Here is a 21,356-nt window from a genome sequence, read left to right on the forward strand (position 1 = left end):
GTCGTAAACAAAGTTTGGTTTCAATTCCCAACGGGATGGAATTCTACTCTGCCGAAGCTGCGCCTAAAAGCCACGTAATGCGTTTCAATTCCCAACGGGATGGAATTCTACATTGATAAAACAGGCATTATCATCGGCAAATGGGGGTTTCAATTCCCAACGGGATGGAATTCTACCAGGACTACTCTGCGCGCGATATACGCCGAGTGGAGTTTCAATTCCCAACGGGATGGAATTCTACTTTTTTAGGAGCTTCCAATAGCCCAATGTCGCCTTTAGTTTCAATTCCCAACGGGATGGAATTCTACTAAATATGCCCTCAAATCACGAATATGCCGATGTGCCGATGTTTGCAAGCGAATGGAATTCTACTAAATATGCCCTCAAATCCGAAGCCAGCGACGGGCGTTTCAATTCCCAACGGGATGGAATTCTACCAAAAATTCGGCTCTCTGAAAATATTACGAAAGGCGTTTCAATTCCCAACGGGATGGAATTCTACTCTAGCTTTACGATTGTGCGCTTTATCTCGGTTATTGTTTCAATTCCCAACGGGATGGAATTCTACTTTAATGCGGGATTTGGGTACTTTCCAGGATTTGGGTTTCAATTCCCAACGGGATGGAATTCTACTTTGAGCTTCCGCCTGCTTTGAAGCGTAAGCACTACGTTTCAATTCCCAACGGGATGGAATTCTACGCAGCGCTGCTTGCAAACTCTATAGGCTCGCTCGTGTTTCAATTCCCAACGGGATGGAATTCTACCCTTTACCTTTTCGTCCTGCTTAAAATTTAGCTCGTTTCAATTCCCAACGGGATGGAATTCTACCCGATTCTTGGCGTAAATTCTTGCGCCAACAGATATTGTTTCAATTCCCAACGGGATGGAATTCTACGTTTCATACCTTTTAAAATATGTTCTTAAAACGTTGTTTCAATTCCCAACGGGATGGAATTCTACGATATGAGTGATGAGCGTTTAAAGCTTTATTGGCACGAGTTTCAATTCCCAACGGGATGGGAATTCTACTTTGCAAAAACGTTTTAGCTCTACTTGCAAATCCCAGTTTCAATTCCCAACGGGATGGAATTCTACTAAAGCGATACGGAATTCCGACAAATTTGTCTTTAGTTTCAATTCCCAACGGGATGGAATTCTACGGATAGCTCATGCTAAAAAGGCTATTGGTGCCTAGCGGTTTCAATTCCCAACGGGATGGAATTCTACTAAATTCAAATTTCGATCTATTCGAAAATGTGGATTGTTTCAATTCCCAACGGGATGGAATTCTACGCTACCGTTAGCGTCGCCGTAGTCTTTATTTTGCTGTTTCAATTCCCAACGGGATGGAATTCTACTAATATTCTTGTTCTTTTTCGTTTAATTTTTTGTAGTTTCAATTCCCAACGGGATGGAATTCTACGGTATGAAGCTACTTGAAAAGCTTAGGAAAACTAGTTTCAATTCCCAACGGGATGGAATTCTACATTAAAACGACGAACAAAAGCAACGCAAAACCAATGTTTCAATTCCCAACGGGATGGAATTCTACTCATCGTCGGTAAGTTTTCTTACGATTATTTCAGTTTCAATTCCCAACGGGATGGAATTCTACAGAGACAATAGTATCGGGATAGCGATTTACACCGAGTTTCAATTCCCAACGGGATGGAATTCTACGAGAATGCGACATTGTCGTATGTGCCAGTTGTATAATTGTTTCAATTCCCAACGGGATGGAATTCTACCTTTTCTAGGTCGTTTTTAGCTTCTTCGGGGCCGGGTTTCAATTCCCAACGGGATGGAATTCTACCCAGCTGTGCTAGCGTCGCGTGCCTATCTCTTTGCGTTTCAATTCCCAACGGGATGGAATTCTACAATTATGATCGTCGTCGAGGCAGTTGAATAAAGGTTTCAATTCCCAACGGGATGGAATTCTACGCTTTTCAAACGGCTGGGATCTGGCCGAGAAAGAGTTTCAATTCCCAACGGGATGGAATTCTACTGTTGAAACCGAACGTAAGATGAAAAATAGCGTTTGTTTCAATTCCCAACGGGATGGAATTCTACTAACATACGCCTGATACTCTGCCGTGTCCTGATCACGTTTCAATTCCCAACGGGATGGAATTCTACTTTATGCTGCGAAAAGAGAGGCGAAAGCTGTAGAAGGTTTCAATTCCCAACGGGATGGAATTCTACTTAAAATGATAGTGGTTTCAGTCTCACTCTCATTTGTTTCAATTCCCAACGGGATGGAATTCTACCCCGGCTGCGTGAAATACGTGATCGGCGGCAAGCGTTTCAATTCCCAACGGGATGGAATTCTACGCAGACGTCAGGAGGCTAGCCAATAGGCTCTCCGAGTTTCAATTCCCAACGGGATGGAATTCTACAAAGCTCATTAAGTAGCATAACTTTCTCTCACAGTTTCAATTCCCAACGGGATGGAATTCTACCTGGCTCAGCAGTAGAAAAATAATCGAAAGCAGTTTGTTTCAATTCCCAACGGGATGGAATTCTACATTATGCAAGGGACAACCGAAGAGCAAAAGCGAGCGTTTCAATTCCCAACGGGATGGAATTCTACTTAATTCAGTATCATTAGCACCGCCCATATAAAGAGTTTCAATTCCCAACGGGATGGAATTCTACTTATCGTTACGTCTGAATTCTTAGCAGTGTAGAAAGTTTCAATTCCCAACGGGATGGAATTCTACTTAAAATTTGGCACCGAACTTAGCGCCAAAATACGTTTCAATTCCCAACGGGATGGAATTCTACCGGAGATCAGAAAGCTATTGCAAGCCTGGATTTGTTTCAATTCCCAACGGGATGGAATTCTACCATTATAGATACCGGCTATATAGCTCTTAAGCTCGAGTTTCAATTCCCAACGGGATGGAATTCTACTTATTGTCGCTTGGAAGCGATATGATAAAGTCACGTTTCAATTCCCAACGGGATGGAATTCTACTTAATCCCAAAAATGACCATTCTTGTGATTTTAAAGTTTCAATTCCCAACGGGATGGAATTCTACCTTAGGGTAGATTTTAGAGCTTTGGGCTCTAATTGTTTCAATTCCCAACGGGATGGAATTCTACTCCAGGAAGATTTTATAAGGAAGGGTAAAAATGCTGTTTCAATTCCCAACGGGATGGAATTCTACGGTAGCTTTATCAAGAACTTCGGGTGCAGCGCAAAGTTTCAATTCCCAACGGGATGGAATTCTACCGAGCCCGCAGATGATCGCAAGGTAGAAATTCCGTTTCAATTCCCAACGGGATGGAATTCTACCTTTTATCATTGGAGCTGCAGGCGAATGTACCCGGTTTCAATTCCCAACGGGATGGAATTCTACTGATGAATACGTTGCATTCTTGCACCGCTTGAGGGAGTTTCAATTCCCAACGGGATGGAATTCTACCGAGGCAAAAGAAAAAAGATTTTTCCTTTTTTATCCGCGTTTCAATTCCCAACGGGATGGAATTCTACCGAGGTGTATAAACTCTATCACAGTGGAAACGATACGTTTCAATTCCCAACGGGATGGAATTCTACACACGGGGCAGATTTCGGACGGAAAGATCGGCGACGGTTTCAATTCCCAACGGGATGGAATTCTACCTTCAAAGATATTTAAAAGGAGCTGGAGTATGAGACGTTTCAATTCCCAACGGGATGGAATTCTACAAATTTAAGGCAAAGTGCATGGCTGATTTGAAGAGTTTCAATTCCCAACGGGATGGAATTCTACAAAGCTCTGTTTTTAATTCCCTTGCTTTAGCCAAGGTGTTTCAATTCCCAACGGGATGGAATTCTACACAATCATCTAAGGAATGTCTATTTCTATATCATGTTTCAATTCCCAACGGGATGGAATTCTACTTAATAAGTTTATCAAAGCTACGCATAGAGGAGAGTTTCAATTCCCAACGGGATGGAATTCTACTCTTTCGAAACTATTCATTTTTTAGCTCCTTTTCGTTTCAATTCCCAACGGGATGGAATTCTACACGGCATTCTAAAGTTTAATGCTGGGCTTCCGTCGTTGTTTCAATTCCCAACGGGATGGAATTCTACGGATGATGAGGACTGCTTGGCGCTTCTAAAGAAGCGTTTCAATTCCCAACGGGATGGAATTCTACGCTGCTCACCCAGATGACTTTGGCAAGATGCAGTAGTTTCAATTCCCAACGGGATGGAATTCTACTGTCTGCTTGATCTAACTGACCCTATTTTTAAACGTTTCAATTCCCAACGGGATGGAATTCTACAAAATTTATCCAGTAAGCATCGTCCTCGTCAGTAGGTTTCAATTCCCAACGGGATGGAATTCTACTATGCTGTTAAAGCCGGTCTTGCTTTGCTTAGACGCGTTTCAATTCCCAACGGGATGGAATTCTACCGAATAATACCAACGGTGCATTTTGCGACACAAGAAGTTTCAATTCCCAACGGGATGGAATTCTACTCTTTATTATCATCGTTTTATTTTCGTTTTTCAAAGATGTTTCAATTCCCAACGGGATGGAATTCTACAGTCACAAGCGATTATGAGCTTGCGTGGATAGCGCAGTTTCAATTCCCAACGGGATGGAATTCTACGCAAATCGAACTCAGCTTAAGCGAACTCGAGTCTTGTTTCAATTCCCAACGGGATGGAATTCTACCCTAAATATAAAAAAGATTACCAAGAACAAATAAAGTTTCAATTCCCAACGGGATGGAATTCTACCTTTTTGTTTTTTTGCTTGCTGATGAAAATTTGGATTGGTTTCAATTCCCAACGGGATGGAATTCTACTTTTTTAATCTCTCCCAAAAGCTCTTTATTTTTGGCGTTTCAATTCCCAACGGGATGGAATTCTACCGTGAGCGGGAGGCTATGAGAGAAGCGGCAAGCTCGTTTCAATTCCCAACGGGATGGAATTCTACAAACAGCAGACTTTTATTGTTGCGATAAATTGTATGTTTCAATTCCCAACGGGATGGAATTCTACTTAATGCCGGCAAACTTGCCGCTTCTGTGCGCTAGGGGTTTCAATTCCCAACGGGATGGAATTCTACTTAATGCCGGCAAACTTGCCGCTTCTGTGCGCTAGGGGTTTCAATTCCCAACGGGATGGAATTCTACAAATTTCCGCTGATTAAAATGCCGTCTGTCTCCAGCTCGTTTCAATTCCCAACGGGATGGAATTCTACAAAGTATCCACTAAAAGCAACATTAGAGAATATAAAGTTTCAATTCCCAACGGGATGGAATTCTACGTATTTGCGTTCCGATCAAAGACTTCCAAACGGAAGTTTCAATTCCCAACGGGATGGAATTCTACCCATTACTCATTTTTATATCCATTTATATCAATGTAGTTTCAATTCCCAACGGGATGGAATTCTACTCAGATACCCCCGTGGATACAGGCAGGCTGAAAAAGTTTCAATTCCCAACGGGATGGAATTCTACTTAAAACCTATCACTTTTATAATTGCTGCGGGTAGTTTCAATTCCCAACGGGATGGAATTCTACCTATATCGCCGTCAATGTAGTTATCCCAGAAATTGTTTCAATTCCCAACGGGATGGAATTCTACCGGATAAGAATGTCCAAAGAGAGTTTTTTGATGAGTTTCAATTCCCAACGGGATGGAATTCTACTCTGTAGGCGAAATTAAGGATTACAAATTTCTTAGTTTCAATTCCCAACGGGATGGAATTCTACCCTTTAAAAATAGCTTGCAAGCCGCATTATTGGCTTGTTTCAATTCCCAACGGGATGGAATTCTACTTGGAATTGGGAATGCTTTGAATATCGCATCAAACCGTTTCAATTCCCAACGGGATGGAATTCTACTAACGTTGCCATTATCTCGACTAATCGTCCTAAAGAAGTTTCAATTCCCAACGGGATGGAATTCTACTCATTGCGCAAATCCCCTCTCTGCGTCTTTGCTATGTTTCAATTCCCAACGGGATGGAATTCTACTTAAGAGGTCTCGAGCCTCTTTAACCTGATTTTCATCGTTTCAATTCCCAACGGGATGGAATTCTACAAATTACTAAAATTCTCATTTTATGCCTCGTTAAATTGTTTCAATTCCCAACGGGATGGAATTCTACTATCGCTTAATAGAGGCACCGAATAGTGATCGTCGGTTTCAATTCCCAACGGGATGGAATTCTACCCCGTTAATTTCGCCGTTTGCTATTTGAGCGGTATTGCTATGAAAAAGTTGTCTTTTCTAAAAGACCGTTAATTTCGCCGTTTGCTATTTGAGCCGCAGTGTTTCAATTCCCAACGGGATGGAATTCTACTGGAATCAAAATATTCGCCTTTTGAAGTATCACAACGTTTCAATTCCCAACGGGATGGAATTCTACCTGCGTAGAAGTTGGAATTCTTTGCTAAAGAGGAAGTTTCAATTCCCAACGGGATGGAATTCTACATGAAGAAGGGGTGGCCGCAGGAAAGCAAAGTGCCGGTTTCAATTCCCAACGGGATGGAATTCTACAAAGTGCTATTAGCGGTAGTGCTACCGCTGTAGAGTTTCAATTCCCAACGGGATGGAATTCTACTTAAATTTTCGCACAATAGAAATAATTTTTCCATCAGGTTTCAATTCCCAACGGGATGGAATTCTACACTTGGATGTATGACGAGACGCCCGACGGTGATCGTTTCAATTCCCAACGGGATGGAATTCTACGCGCTCACATCAAACATCGAGGCGCTCAGCTATTGTTTCAATTCCCAACGGGATGGAATTCTACACAATCCGTCCAAAAAGTCGCTCCACCACTGCATGTTTCAATTCCCAACGGGATGGAATTCTACCTATATAATCGACTGCCTGTATTGCCGCTTTGTAGTTGTTTCAATTCCCAACGGGATGGAATTCTACCCGGTGTTTGGTAAAATCTGCCTTGCTGCTGTTGCCAGTTTCAATTCCCAACGGGATGGAATTCTACGCCGTCTTTGCTAGTTACGAATACGCCGAAAGGTAGTTTCAATTCCCAACGGGATGGAATTCTACAAAAAATTGTGAATTTCATCGATGACAAACAAAACACGTTTCAATTCCCAACGGGATGGAATTCTACCCAGTAATAGGAATCATCTTATACATCTTGAGCCCCGTTTCAATTCCCAACGGGATGGAATTCTACTAAACCCATTGTTTATCCTTTCTAGGGCTAGAAAGTTTCAATTCCCAACGGGATGGAATTCTACACGAATTCCACTACCCTATTATAGACTTCTTTACGGAGTTTCAATTCCCAACGGGATGGAATTCTACCTTTGCCTCCATTCCTAACCCGTCAAGCGCCCCGCCGTTTCAATTCCCAACGGGATGGAATTCTACACTATGTCACTTGAAAAAGAGATAATTCTCATTGAGTTTCAATTCCCAACGGGATGGAATTCTACACCGAGCAAGGTGCGCTATTACCTCCAAGATTACGTGTTTCAATTCCCAACGGGATGGAATTCTACTGAGCCTCTTCCTGCTTAGATAGGCTCTCATTAATATGTTTCAATTCCCAACGGGATGGAATTCTACCATGATGAATATTGCAGGAATGGCGGCGGACAAAAGTTTCAATTCCCAACGGGATGGAATTCTACCGTAAAAATGAGGTCTTGAGTTTACTTTGGAGCGATGGTTTCAATTCCCAACGGGATGGAATTCTACGTTAGATTATAATCAACCATAGCTTTTTTAAGATTGTTTCAATTCCCAACGGGATGGAATTCTACGTTGGCAAGCTCAGCGCCGTTTAAAGACTTTTTCGATAGTTTCAATTCCCAACGGGATGGAATTCTACTAACAGATGCGTCGATGGCAACAGATGCGTCAGTGAGTTTCAATTCCCAACGGGATGGAATTCTACCGCACGAATTTTGCCATTTTTCTAGGTAGAAATTGTTAAGAGTATATATTTTTATGCCTTAAAATGGACTAAATTTAAAAAAGCGCCGATTGCTCAATGCCCAAGATTTCGGCATTTCAAAATCTTAAAAGCAACTTTATCGCTATCTATATGTATCATGAGTGCAAATGCTAAAATCTCGATATAAGATATTCAAAAATCGAAGTGTGAATAATAAAAAGCTGAAATTTTAAAAGCATATGCGTTTTTAAAGCCAATTCGTTCGCCGTTCCGTGCTTCAGATCAAATTTATTTCAAAAGCACATGCATCTTAAGAGGGCGCAATCTATAGGCACAAGTGATTCTAGTCAAAATTTCAAAAGCACGAATGAGCTTAAAACCCCGGCCTACCGCCATACCAACCCCTCGTAAGGCACGCCTTCACAGACGTATTTTTTGATATGATTTGCCTCGCGACGGATGATTTGACGCCAGGTTAAGCTCTGTCCCGCTACGTTCGCGCAAGATGATAGTTTCTCGATCATTTTTAGTTCGATCTTTTGCACCGCTTCTCGACCGAATCGAATACGCCCCGCATCCGTTTCAAAATCTTTTGCCGTAATCTCGCGTTTATTTAACATTCCAAAAATTAATCTATCACCTAAAATAGGCTTAAAAATCTCTGCAAGATCTAGATGCAGACTTAGCGCACGGTAGTTTGGCTCGTGTAAAAAGCCGATGCGCGGATCAAGCTCGGTTTTGTAAATTTCGCTGAGGCAGACGTTATAAATACGCGTATTTACATAGCTAATGAGGGCATTAATTTTATCCGCCGGCGGGCGTTTGGAGCGTGTCGTAAATTTAAAACTGCGCTGATCCTCGATGATTTTGTTCCATGCCGCGAAATACTGCTTGGCAAAGCCGCCTTCCACCGCCATTACCGCTGCTATGTCGCAGGCGCGCGCTAGAGCATCCAGATGCGGCGCAGTATCGAGCGAGACGCCGTAAGCCTTGCAATTAATGGCTGCATTTAAGATGCGAGCGCGAGTAATCTCGCGAGCGATAAAAAGGCGCTTAGAAAGATCATCAAAAGCCCGCAGCTGCGCCAAAAGCACAAAGCCGCTTTTATTTACGGAATTTGAAGTGTTCGGGAAAAAGCTGCCGCGAAAGCTTTGATAGGCGCTAAAAATATGCAGCAAAATGTTATTATCGGCCAAAAACGCCATAGTATAAGTGTCAAGCTCTACTCGCGCCAAAATATAAATTTCATCAATCGCGTTAATCGGCAAAATTTTACTAGTTAGAATTCCACCCTCGTCGTTAAATTTATCGAAGTATAGATTATTATCTTTGCGGCGCAATCGGCCTGGGCTTAAAATAAAATGCGTGCGATCCGATTTTTGCATACTTTATCCTTAAATTTTAGCTGAATATTGCTTCGTTTTTATCGCACCCGATGACGAGACGCTGTGAATATTTGAGCGAATTAAAAGTATAAATTACTACCGAATCAAGCTTGCTGGCGCATTCTTTTTGCAAAATCGCCATTAATTTTTTAAGATCGCTCGCTCTGATTTCACCCTCAAAAACGCTGAATTGCACGCGAGGCAGAAACTTCTCGACCGCCTTTCGGACGCGCGCGACGTTATTTTTCTCCTTTTCGTCGCTGCTTGAAATATCGTAAAATAAAATAGCGTACATTCTATCTCCTAAATGCAATAATCACAATAAGCGCAATTCTCGCAAATCTTTTGCGGGCTAAATTTAGGCGGCTTTGGCTCGTTCACAAGGGCGACAATGTCGTTTAGAATTGTTTCGATTTTAGTAAAATTTTCGGCGTTATCCTCAATAGCTATGACGGTTTTGCCGCTAATTAATTTGCCTTTTACCTCTTTTAAATTTAAGCCTGTTTTTAAAAGATAGATGTAAAAAAGTAGCTGCATCTTGCCTGCTTCTGGATTTTTTAGGCTCTTTTTATATTCAGTGATGAGATAATGTCCGCGCTGCTTGGAAAGCTTGTCAAATTTCAAATTTGAAAATGCGAAGTCCTGTAAACCGCTCTCTTTAATGTCCGCTAGCGCCTTGCCCATCAGCATGTTTTCATCCTCCTGATTAGCGTGAATATTGTGTGCGTAAAGCCATGCTTCGCGTTTGCAGGTAATGTAATAATTCACAAGTGTGCCGGTGATTTGGTCTTTGCAAAACATTAGTCGAAAAACTCATTCTTGAGATTTAAGGCGGCATCCTTTTTAATCCCGAAATTATTATTGTACGAAGTATCGCCGAATGATAAATAATAGACATCTTTTAGCCCATCAATACGCTTTATATTTAAACGCTTTGCATCAAATTCTGTGATATTTACACCAAATCTATTAATTTTCTTAATAGTATTCGTAAATATATCTTTCTTATTAAATTTGTCCATATCAAGCCTATTAATTTCAAAAATTTCGTTTTGAAATTCTTTAATATAATCTTCTTTTGGCTCAATTATTACTAAAATTTTGAGCCTATCGTCCATCGCCTCGCTAATCTTTTCGTTTATATCGTAAAATCCGAGCTCTTGCATCTGCTCCGCCAAAAATAAACTCTCTAGGCTTTGCTTTATGGCGCTGAAATACCTAGTAGAAATATCTAAAATTTCGCTTTCGATGATATCCCTTTGCTTTAGAATTTTTACCAAAATATTATCGCTAATGCGTTTTAAATCACTATAAATGAGATCGGAGTAGTCGCAAATATCGTTAAATACGTATAGTTCTCCCAGAGCTGCGAAATTTCTATTTATACGACCGGCAGTTTGGATAATCGAGCTAATGGGCGCTATCTCTCTAAATCCGACATCAAAATCCAAATCCACGCCAGCTTCGATAGACTGCGTAGAAATTAGCAAGATCGGATCACCGTGCCCACTTTTATTTTTGGCAATCGCGTATTTTATATTTTTGATATTTTTTCGTTTGTGATCGTCGCACATATATCCGTTTAGGCAAAAAACTTTAAATTCATCGTAAAATTCCAAAAATAGCTCTTGCGCTTTTTTAATGGTATTTACGACGACTAGTGTATTTTTGCTTTTTGCCAACTGTTTAATCTTGTCTTTTAAAGCACTCTCGTCACCATCAAACCATTTCAAAACGTATCTATTTTGGTCTTTGAAATAATCCAAATTTGAAATTTCTTTAAATTTAGTCGCATCAACAATAGGCATTGTGGCGGACATAAAGATAAAAATGCAGCCAAATTTCTCCGCCATCATCTCGCAAAGCTTCATAAAATCCGCCCTGAACTTATACGGTACTGCCTGCGCCTCATCGATTATTATTACACTATTTTTTAATCGGTTAAATTTTACGCTATCTTTATTTTTGTTTCCAAAGAGTGCAAATATAAATTGATATAGCGTGGTTACGTTAATATCTCCGCTAAAGGAATCCATCAAAAATTTAACTTTAGAATAGCGATCTTGCGGGGTACTTTCATCTATCGTAGTTTTGTGATGAATTTTATGAATTAATATATTTTTATCGTCTTTAAAAATCTCTTTTATCTCATTATAAACTTGATCTATGATAGCCGTAAACGGCAGCACGTAAATAATACGTTCTTTATTAAATTTAGCGGCAAAATTTAGCGCAGTCAAAGTCTTGCCGTAGCCAGTAGGCGCGGTTAAAGTAAAAAGATTATGATCTACATCGAAATTATTTAAAACGAATTTTCTAAACTCACTTCTTTTTGCGTTTGGCTTACGATTTTCCAGAGCTTTGATATATTTTTCGATCGTATTAGAATTCGCCGGTTTAGAAACAGGAATTCTTTGATTAAAAATAGCTTCATATTTATCACTATAAATAAGCGACGAAAATATGTCTTTGAAATTTAAAAAGTCATCGTAATCAAACTTCTTTTTCGCAAATTTGAAATATTCTCTTAAATGTTTAGCTTTAATTAAAAGCTCATTTTTATCCCTTTTAATATCTTTGTAAATTTCTAAACCTAAAGCTTTATCTACGACTTCATCCCAAAAGCCTAGTTCCTTCGAGCTCTCAAAATATTTGCCGAAATTTTTATTTTGCATTGTAAGCTCACAAAAATTTTCTACATTTCCGTGGTGTGATACGATGGATAAAAACCCAAAAGCCGTATCTAGCTCATTAAATTCTGAATTTAGTAAAAATATGTAAGCGGATAATAAAGCGTGATTTTTATCTGCAATTTTTTCGGTAGGGTTTTTGATATAAATTTGAAAATTAGTTTTTAGCTTGGCTATATCGTGATAAATTTTAACGCATTGTAAAAGCCTACTATCCGCTTCGGCAAGCATATTTGTTATATGCTTTATTAGTGGTTTGTTAGGATGTGATAGCAGCTCACTTTGCAAAGTAGACCTTGTAGTCATTTATTTGATAAATATTTCCTCTATTCTTTGCTTTGATTTGACTATTGCCGCTTAGCTTGATAACGAAATCTTTAAAATCCTTAAAAATTCGACCCTCTTCGCATCCGCAAGCCATTCTAGCCGCAGTAAGTCTAATATCAAAGCTTTGTGCATCAAATATAAAATCGTCCATTAAAACGAACGTATCTATAAAACTTTCTTTTTCATGCACCAATTCACAATTTTTTATCTCGATATATTTAAAATCCGCTATACAAAAATTTATACCTAAATATGGTGTAAAGGAGCATCTATGAGCTTTTAAGCTGTCGATTATATTTTCTTTATAAGAAGCGTTTAAAGCACTTAAATCAACGAATATAACATATCTAGGATCTTTTATTAGCTCTTTATAAAACTGCTTTTTCTCGCTAGAATCTTGATAGCCTTGTTCGATATGCATATTTGACGATAGAGCAAATTTTATACCGTTAAAAATCATAGTTTTTTTGCGAAATTGCGAACTTAAAATAACGCTATAACCTATATCGTTAAGTTTAAAATAATTCATTTCACCTATAATCGCCCCCAAAAACCCCATTACGGCAGTCTTTGGCGGCACCGGATATGTAAGAGACGAGTAGATAGTAGCCGGATGAGAAAAATGCGCATAATCTCCCGATAGCTCAAAAGCTATTATATCCATTTAAAATCCTATTTTTATCCAATTACTATCAAATTGTGATCTGTTATTTTGCTCGAAGTCAAAATCGCTCATATACTCTATTTTTTCGATCTCTTGCGCGTATCTAGTAAGTTTAGCTTTTAATCTAGAAAAATCAATCGTAAAATCATTTATACTTCTTATCTCTATGTCTTCTTTGCTACTATTTATAGCCACACAGTTATTTAAATCTCCAGCGAAAGTATCATTTTTATATGTAATTACTAGCATAAATCTAGGCATCTGACCCATTTTAGTGCGAGTAATTAAATTTTTAGTCCCGCTCCAGAGCGCGCCTAAAATCACTTTTACATCATCTTCACTTAAATTTGTAATCTTTGCACTATGATTATCCACTATTCCGTAAGTTGCAAACATTGCATAATTTAAAAAATCTTCTTCTCTAAACGTTTTATTTGCCTTATCGCTACCACTTGCAAACGCGCCGGTGCCTTTTATATGCTCTACCGCAACTCTATGAAGCGATCTGCTCATTCTAAACTGAATGGGTCCAACAAATTGAATTCCTGCTGTTTTTATGCCTTCTTTTTTCATCTCGTCTTTATCCGATATCGGCAAAACTCCACCAAATGCGCGAATATCGATAAATTTAGATAAAATTTCTTTTTCAATCTCGATTTTTTCTTGCCTTACATTAATTACTTCACGTATTGCGCTTTTGCAATCTAAGATATTTTCATCTCTTTTATACTCTTTAATGAAAATCGCACTTTCGTCTTTTTTCATAATTTCATCTCTAATTGTTCGCTTTATACGTACATCAGTGACTTCTGCTATACCCGTCTCATCGTCTATCCTAGGAGCGTTATCTCTTAGCATATCGCCGTTTGGATTAAAATTTTCGCCGTCCCAAAGAAATAGAATTTCCTTCTTTTTCATTACTCGTCTCCTTGAGTGTTATCTTTAATATATTTCGTAAAATCACTTCCGCCCATAGCAAAAGCTAGCGTTACATAAGCGCTCTTAACTCGCTTTTGAGATAAAAACGCACCTGGTAAAATTCCAATCAAAATATCGCGCATGATTTCTATATTAGCGCTTCTTTTTCCTCGCGATACATTGGAGAGTTTTTTGTTAGTTTCATCGCATTTGGTCCAAATCCGTTCTAAAAGCTCTTTCGTAATTAGTCCGGCATTATTCAGCCATTTTTCGAATGAGCTATTTTTGCTAATAGCAAATTGGCGATTTATCAACCCTGCAGACATCATTCCTAGCAAATATGCACTCTGCAATACTTCATTATCTTTTAGAAATTCACTATTTTTCAAAATAGAGCTTATTAGCTCTTTTTTATCGCTTAAGCTTTGCAAATTAACCTCCCTTGCAAATGATATTTTTTCATTTAAAGCACCTATTTCATTAAAGAAATTTTGATATTTTTCGATACTTTTTATACTTCTATTTTGATATGTCTTAACGCAATTAAAATAAAATCCCCACTCTATTTTTGACGCATAACTAGAGTTAATGTTGCCTTTATAAATCAAAGCAGCATATTTTTCCATCATATCATCTAAATTCATCCTATTTTGCGATAATAAAAAATCCATAATATCGATGTTTTTAAGAAATAAATTTTGCATGTAAATAGTATCGTCTTGTTGATCTTTACTATCTTTTCGCCTAATCGCCCTAATGTTATATCTACCCATTAAATCGGAAATTTTAGAAATATAAGACGGCAATACATCATCTATTTGCAATAATACATTAACCGCAGCATTGCTTTTTTTATAAAATAAAATTGTATTTAGCACGGGCATATTTGCTTGTGCTTTAGCTACGGATTCCAACTCGTAATTAATACTTTCTTCGATATTTTGTATGCCTTGCAGATCTTTTTTCTTTTCGCTTGGATCTTTTAAAATTTCCACTATTTCTTCTAATAAATTTGCATCATTTACCATTAACGTCGGTAAGACCGCCATTTTATCCCCGTAAAAATTAAAAGATAATTCCTTATCAATTGCCATAAAACCGTTTTTAACCAAATTTGCATTAGCACTATTTAGAGGTAGTAATCTAACTTTAATGTCTTGCAAAGCAGTCGGTAGCTCATTTACGGAACAAAACGCTAAATTCGCATCTCCGCCGATACCCATACTATTTGTAAGCATATCATAACCATAAATTTTGGCAGTTTTACTATTATCGCTATCACTTAAATGACTCGTAAAAACATTTTTGAAATACGCTGAAACTGGTCTACCCTCCCAAGATAATGCAAAAAAAGTAGCCACTTTCATGCCTTTTTTCTTAGGCTCTTCTTGTAGAGCTACAATTTCACTTAAAATATCATCAAAAAAGCTCTCATTTAAGCTAGATAAATCCGTTAATATTTTATCATTTTTGATATCGTCAGGATTGAAACAAGAGAGCATATTTTTTACGGCTTTTAAAATTCCTTTTATAAATTTAGGCGTATCGTCTTTTACGGCTTTGCTAATGAATTGGACGTTGGGGAACAAATTACCAGAATTCGCGCCTATGCCAAATCTACAAACTATTAAATCGTCTCTTGAAATATTGTTATTTACCGATATTTCTTTACTTTTAATATCGCAAAGATAAATTTTAATAGCATCATATTCATAGCTCTTGTTGTTGATTTTAGTTTTCTGTTTATCATAAATTTCACCGATACTAGAAAAAATTTTAACTATATCGCCCAAAATTTATCCTTTCTAAAACATAGGTGAATTATAACTAAATTTTAATTATATTGTCAATAGTTATTGTATTTTAAGAAAACAATTTGCCTTTTTTAGATTTTTATTATACAATCGATTTCAAGGCAAGCAATTATCCTTTTTAGGATTTGAAATTTGTACTTTAATAAGGTCTTGCTTTACAACCTCCAAAACCCCTACTCCGTAGTTCATGCACCCACTTCCAGCTCCCGCGCCAAGGATCAAATTGATTAGTTCTGCATTAGCTACAATTTTCCATCTTGCCTGCCACGCATATACCGGCTCGCGATTGTTGCCGTAATAGAATTTCACAGATTCACCCAGCTTTTGCCACAATAAATTTAACTCCATTTCGCCATCATATTTTCGCCCCATAATCGTCTCAAATCGCTGTAAAATATTCGTCTTCATCATCTCTAAATGCCTGCTATCTTGCGGCTGCAAATAAACCTTATGTCCCAAAAGCCCGCTTACTGCGCACGCCACGTAGCCTTGCACAATAGCTTCGTTCTCGAAAATTTTATGATTTTTTGCTTCGACGGTAGTTTGCGTAAATAGAATTTCACCCAAGCTTAGCCCGTCTTTTAGCACTGCTAGCGCGATTTTACGTTCAAACTCCGGCTCGCATGAAGCAAATCGCACGCGCAAATCCTCTCCTCGCAAGATAAAATCAAACACCGTGCGTTTAAAAATTTTACCGCTTGATTCGTGCCTATATCCTACGTGCTCTGAAGCCGGCAGATAGCGATAAAGAAAGCCCTGAATCAACTGCGAGAGAGATTTTGTGATTTTTAGATTTTTAGTTGGTAATTTTGCGTTGATTATTAGCATTTGCGCTCCTTTGCGCGGTAAAATTTTGCCCAAGGTTCGCGCAAACCTTGGGCAAATGAGCTCTAAGTAAAATTAAAATCCTATCTCTTTGATATCGGCAAACTGCAAAAACGCGCGATAAATTTGCCCGATATTTGCGATACGATTTGCGCGTATCGCGGCATCCTGGACGTTTATCATTACGTTATCGAAAAAATCATCAATCACGCCTTTAAGCCCAAATAGTGAGCGCAGATACCCACTCACGTCGTTTTCGTTGAGCTTAATCGCCCTGAATGCCGCATTTAGCGCACGCTCAGCGTCGTGTTCGAATAGGTTTTCGTCCACCGCGCCTATTTTTTCGTCCTTGATGATATTGGCTAGGCGCTTAAAGGTCGCAAAATTTTCCCCGAAATCCGCTGCTGCTGCGATCTCGCCCAGCGCCTTTATGGCCTTGCTTAGTAGTAATAGATCGTTTTCTCCGCTTGCGATGCACGCCTTGATCACGGACGGATTTATCTCGTCAAAAATTCCGTATAACCTATCTTTTATAAAATCCAGCAGCTTAGAAATGTTAAATTTCTTATAATTTGGCGCCAGCTTTTGCGCCAACGCATTCGCATCAAAGCTCAATCCTTGATTTAGTAAAATTTTAATTAGCCCCGTAGCTGCGCGGCGAAGCGCGTACGGATCTTTATTGCCGCTTGGAACTTTATTGATACTAAAAAGTCCCAGGAGCGTTTCAAATTTCATCGCTACAGCAATTACGCTACTAAATACGCCGCTTGGCAGCTCGCTATCCTCGCCGCTAGGCAGATATTGCTCGCGTATCGCGCGGCATACATGATCTGCCAGTCCAGCGTGTGCGGCATAGTAACTACCCATAATGCCTTGAAGCTCGCTAAATTCGCCCACCATCGTGCTGCTAAGGTCTGCTTTACTAAACATTACGGCATTTTCCACATCCCGCGCGAAGTCCTTTTTGCCGATCTCCGCCTCAATCTGCGTAGCATAATCCGCGCTCAGCGCCCTTGCTACAGCTAGCTCGCGCACTTGCTTATCATAAACTGAGCCAAGAGCTTGCATATAGGAAATTTGCTTAAGTTTTTCAGGGCTAAATTCCGCTTGCAAATCGCTTTTCCAAAAAAACATAGCATCGCTTAGGCGCGCGCGTAAAACTTTTTCATTACCACGTACTACAAGCTCGTCATCATCGGTGATCGCATTACTAACGACAACGAAGTGATTGCTTAGGCTTTTACCCTCGAAAACGGGAAAATAGCGCTGATTCTCCATCATCGAAGTGATAATGACCTCTTTTGGCACGCTTAAAAAATCTCGCTCAAAGCTGCCTAACAGCGCCGTCGGATACTCGGTGATCGCCGTTACTTCATCTAGCAACGCAGGATCGACCTCGATCTTAAAACCATGCTTTTTCTTGAGCTTTGCAAACTCGCTTAGAATTTTATCTTTTCTTTTTTGCTCGCTTAAAATTACGCCGTTACGCTCCAGTAGTGCGAAATAATCTGCGGCGTCTTTAAATTTAATCGCTTCATAGCCAAATTTTCTGTGCGGAAAAAATGCAGCCGCGCTTCGCACGCCATAAATTTCAAAATCTACGTTTTGACCGCCCAAAACGCAGGCTATGCTTCTTATCGGACGGATAAACTCAAACTTGCCGCTACCCCAGCGCATCGCGCGTCCAAAATTTAGCGATCGTAAAAACTCCTCTATCATTTCGCCTAGGATTTCACGACTATCACGCCCTTTTTGCACCGCAGCGTGGTAGAGCACCTCTTTGCCGCCTATCTGCCGAAATTCCAGCTCACTTTCGCTTATGCCGCATTTTTTAGCAAAACTTAGCGCTGCAGGGCTCCACGCACCGTCTTTGAGCGCGACGGATTTTGGCGCGCCCGTGCTTACGATCTGCGCATCATCGCCGCGTTGCGGAAAATCCTCGTGAAATAGCACAAATCTACGCGGGCTAAATTCGAAGCGAAAGTCGCTATTTATGCGGTTAGCCTCAAGCACCGCGCGCCATTTTGGCGCGATATTCGCACGCTCTTTTAAAAACGGGATCGCAGGCAGCTCCTCGACCCCAATCTCAATGAGTAGTTCCATCTTTATCCTTTTTTCGTTGATTTCGTTTTTCGTTTTTCTCCATCATTTCGCGGTTAAATCCTACGATCATAAATATCATAAAAAGCACGAAAAGTGCGGTTATAACGGCGTGTATCATTCTACTATAAATTCCTTTTGCCCTTTATAAATCGTAAAATAGGCATTTTTAAATTCTAAATTTTTGCCGTTTTGCACAGGAGCGCTTTTGCGAAAGATTCTAAACTCGCCCGCGCCTTTTAGATCAATTATGCCGTCTTTAACGTCGCCTTTGATCGTGCTTATCACATCTCCTGCGCGCAGCTGCCGCACCGATGCGCTAGGCAAAACGTATGGTGCGATAGAGCCTACGTTGCCGCTTCTAGCTACGATCTCAAAATCGTCGATCTCAAAGCTTTGTTTATAAAATTTCGTCTTTTTTACTAGCAGATCGAGTTTATCGCCTAGCTGCAGCCCGCTGCCGCCATAGACAAAAACTCCGCTTCCATCTTGGGAGACCGCAAAGCCGTGGCGGTTTGCAAAGCTCACGACTGCACCTTTTATCAGCACAGGCTCGCTTATAATGCGCCCGTAAAGCTCCTCTATCGTGACGGTCTTTGCGGCGCTATCGATATTTTTAGCTAAAAATTCTTGCTTTCTTGGCGTAGATTTTAAAGCGCCTTCGTCCGTCAGAATGAAGCTAATCGGGAAATGATCGGAAGCGGTAGAGGATTTAGCAACCGCGAAACTGTCCTTTTTATATCCCGGCTCGCTACTAAAAAAATCGTCGCTAAGTAAGATATGATCGAGCACCGCGCCACTTTCATGAGACTCACAAGAGCTAAAATGCTTTAACTGCAAGCAGGGATGTAGCGCCCATAAATCGCTAAATCCATCGCGCTCGATAAGCTCGTTTAGCAAAGAATTTTGCCCAAAATTCGTATTAAAATCTCCCGCTACGATAGCGCGTTGGTGCCCTTGCAAAACCTCGCGTAAAAAGGCGAAATTTCGCCTGCGCTCGCTTAGCGGATTGCGTGCAGAGAGCATATGTACGACATAAAAGCTAAAATCAGCGCCGCCAAGCGCAAAATCAGCGCGCAAAATATCTCGTGTTTTAAGCTCTGTCGGGCGGTAAGTTTTTTGAAATTTTATCGGTATGCGCGACATCACCGCCACACCCGCAGGCGCAGTCTGCGCGCGCGAAAAAGCGTAGAATTTATAGCCCGCCTTCTGCGCAAGCGCTTTTAGCACGGCTTCGTTTTCGATCTCTTGCAGCCCCAAAATATCGGCATTAAGCGCGCTTATCTCGTCCGCTATCTCTTGCAGCTTGCGCTCGTATTTTTGCTCGCTCCAGCCTCCGCGCCCGATCTTAAAATCCGCGTACTCCGTGCCGTCGTTTACGCCGTCGAATAAATTTTGCACGTTAAACGATGCGATTTTCAGCTCCGCTGCACCCGCGCCGCAGAAAAACATCGTAAAAAGTAGCGCTAAAACTCGCAAACCGCGCTCCTAAAGTCGAATTTATCGATATTTTGGCGGATCGCTTCGTAGGTTACGATGCCCACGCTGGTGGCTAAATTTAAACTGCGCCCCGCCCCGCTCATCGGGATCGTGATGCAGTTTTCGCGGTTTGTGCGCATTATTTCAAGCGGCAGCCCGTGCCCTTCGGAGCCGAAAATCAAAAAATCGCCCGGCTGAAATTTTGCCTCATAGTAGAGCTTGTTCGTCTTCGTCGTCGCAAAAAAGAAGCGCTGCTTAAATTTCTCGTTCGCCGCCATAAACTCGTCCCAATTTTCCCAAATTTTAAGATCCAAGCTCGCCCAGTAATCAAGCCCCGCGCGGCGCAGATGCTTATCGTCGATGACGAATCCCAGCGGCTTAATCAGATGCAAAGGACACCCCGCATTGACGCACATGCGCCCGATGGAGCCCGTGTTTGTGTGGATCTGCGGATATACTAACACGATATTAAACATCAAAAATCACCGATTTTGCATGAGCAGAATTTTGCGATTTAAAATTCCGCGAGGCAAAGTTTTGAGATTTAAAATTCCGCGAGACAAGGTTTTGAGATTTAGAATTTTGCAAAGCCAAATTACACGGCTTGGGATTTCGCGCAGTAAAGCCTTGCAAATTTGAATGGGCAAAATTCTGTAATTTGAAATTCTGCGAAATAAAATTTAGGTTCATGATTTTGCGATACTGCAGGACGTCAGATCTCTCCTTGTAGCGACACGGCTCTTGCATTTTTTTGTGGTGCGGCGAGGCAACTACTCCCATAGCACAGGACGCGCAATACGGCTCGCTAAATTTTGCTTTAATGCGTTTAATACGACGCAGGCTGTGAGATTTTGTGCCAAGATATCCTAATCCGCAAAATTTAATTTCGCTGTAATGTGAGCCGTGAAATTCCGTCTCGCTGCTGCACGGCTCGTATAATTTCCCGCCGCAGCGATGTGATCTACGAAATTCGCGCGATCCATAAAACTTCGCCTCGTGGGCTTTTTCGGTATGGCGACACGACGGATGAAATTTTAATAGGTCAAATTCCGCGTCGTGAAATCCTACCGAGCTAAGCTTTGCACTATGAAATCTTACGCCGCAAAAATTTAAATTTCGCTCGCCATAAAAGATAAAATTTCGCGCAGCAAAAATCACGAAATTTTGCCTGCGATCAAAGCAAAAAACGCACTCTTGCAAAGACGCAGCATTCTTGCAAAACGCGTAAATTTCGTCGCGACGATAGAATTTTTTCATAA

At 40.4% G+C, this 21,356-nt stretch carries 13 protein-coding genes and 3 CRISPR repeat arrays (1 of these 16 only partly in view); all 13 genes read right to left on the bottom strand.

Going from position 1 to position 21,356, the window contains the following annotated elements:
• Positions 1 to 308: a CRISPR direct-repeat array (repeat unit 30 nt; unit sequence GTTTCAATTCCCAACGGGATGGAATTCTAC); it begins 1,475 nt to the left of the window's first position.
• 34 nt (positions 309 to 342) lie between these two features.
• Positions 343 to 6,187: a CRISPR direct-repeat array (repeat unit 30 nt; unit sequence GTTTCAATTCCCAACGGGATGGAATTCTAC).
• 100 nt (positions 6,188 to 6,287) lie between these two features.
• Positions 6,288 to 7,895: direct repeats of the CRISPR family, unit length 30 nt; unit sequence GTTTCAATTCCCAACGGGATGGAATTCTAC.
• 386 nt (positions 7,896 to 8,281) lie between these two features.
• The 13 genes from cas1 to QZ176_RS07715 all read right to left on the bottom strand — a co-directional run bounded on the left by cas1 (position 8,282) and on the right by QZ176_RS07715 (position 21,354).
• Entirely contained in the window at positions 8,282 to 9,280 is a 999-nt protein-coding gene (cas1, locus tag QZ176_RS07655; RefSeq protein WP_295152515.1) for a CRISPR-associated endonuclease Cas1, read from the bottom strand.
• 16 nt (positions 9,281 to 9,296) lie between these two features.
• Entirely contained in the window at positions 9,297 to 9,575 is a 279-nt protein-coding gene (gene cas2, locus QZ176_RS07660; RefSeq protein ID WP_295152517.1) for a CRISPR-associated endonuclease Cas2, read from the bottom strand.
• A gap of 8 nt (positions 9,576 to 9,583) precedes the next feature.
• Positions 9,584 to 10,081 (bottom strand): Dna2/Cas4 domain-containing protein, encoded by a 498-nt coding sequence (locus QZ176_RS07665; protein ID WP_295152519.1) that lies wholly within the window; start codon positions 10,079 to 10,081, stop codon positions 9,584 to 9,586.
• Positions 10,081 to 12,258 (bottom strand): CRISPR-associated helicase Cas3', encoded by a 2,178-nt coding sequence (gene cas3 / locus QZ176_RS07670; RefSeq protein WP_295152521.1) that lies wholly within the window; start codon positions 12,256 to 12,258, stop codon positions 10,081 to 10,083. The genes QZ176_RS07665 and cas3 overlap by 1 nt, the downstream gene beginning before the upstream one ends.
• A complete protein-coding gene (cas5, locus tag QZ176_RS07675) occupies positions 12,248 to 12,961 on the bottom strand; it encodes a CRISPR-associated protein Cas5 (protein WP_295152523.1) in 714 nt (237 codons plus the stop codon). The genes cas3 and cas5 overlap by 11 nt, the downstream gene beginning before the upstream one ends.
• Entirely contained in the window at positions 12,962 to 13,879 is a 918-nt protein-coding gene (cas7b, locus tag QZ176_RS07680) for a type I-B CRISPR-associated protein Cas7/Csh2 (RefSeq protein ID WP_295152525.1), read from the bottom strand.
• A complete protein-coding gene (locus QZ176_RS07685) occupies positions 13,879 to 15,672 on the bottom strand; it encodes a TM1802 family CRISPR-associated protein (RefSeq protein ID WP_295152527.1) in 1,794 nt (597 codons plus the stop codon). Before QZ176_RS07685 ends, cas7b begins: the two co-directional genes overlap by 1 nt.
• A 117-nt stretch (positions 15,673 to 15,789) precedes the next feature.
• Positions 15,790 to 16,521, bottom strand: coding sequence for a CRISPR-associated endoribonuclease Cas6 (locus tag QZ176_RS07690; protein WP_295152529.1), 732 nt, complete (start codon positions 16,519 to 16,521; stop codon positions 15,790 to 15,792).
• Positions 16,522 to 16,593: 72 nt separating this feature from the next.
• On the bottom strand, positions 16,594 to 18,621 hold the full coding sequence (gene glyS / locus QZ176_RS07695) for a glycine--tRNA ligase subunit beta (protein WP_295152531.1): 2,028 nt from the start codon (positions 18,619 to 18,621) through the stop codon (positions 16,594 to 16,596).
• On the bottom strand, positions 18,605 to 18,739 hold the full coding sequence (locus tag QZ176_RS07700; RefSeq protein ID WP_291937682.1) for a hypothetical protein: 135 nt from the start codon (positions 18,737 to 18,739) through the stop codon (positions 18,605 to 18,607). Before QZ176_RS07700 ends, glyS begins: the two co-directional genes overlap by 17 nt.
• Entirely contained in the window at positions 18,736 to 20,097 is a 1,362-nt protein-coding gene (locus QZ176_RS07705; protein WP_295152533.1) for an endonuclease/exonuclease/phosphatase family protein, read from the bottom strand. Before QZ176_RS07705 ends, QZ176_RS07700 begins: the two co-directional genes overlap by 4 nt.
• The gene (locus QZ176_RS07710) at positions 20,085 to 20,573 is read right to left on the bottom strand and encodes a tRNA (cytidine(34)-2'-O)-methyltransferase (RefSeq protein WP_295152560.1); all 489 of its coding nucleotides are present in this window, start codon (positions 20,571 to 20,573) and stop codon (positions 20,085 to 20,087) included. Before QZ176_RS07710 ends, QZ176_RS07705 begins: the two co-directional genes overlap by 13 nt.
• Complete coding sequence (locus QZ176_RS07715; RefSeq protein ID WP_295152534.1) at positions 20,566 to 21,354, bottom strand: hypothetical protein; 789 nt, start codon at positions 21,352 to 21,354, stop codon at positions 20,566 to 20,568. The genes QZ176_RS07710 and QZ176_RS07715 overlap by 8 nt, the downstream gene beginning before the upstream one ends.
• Positions 21,355 to 21,356: the final 2 nt, after the last annotated feature.

Source organism: uncultured Campylobacter sp., from assembly GCF_905373215.1.
Lineage (GTDB): Bacteria > Campylobacterota > Campylobacteria > Campylobacterales > Campylobacteraceae > Campylobacter_B.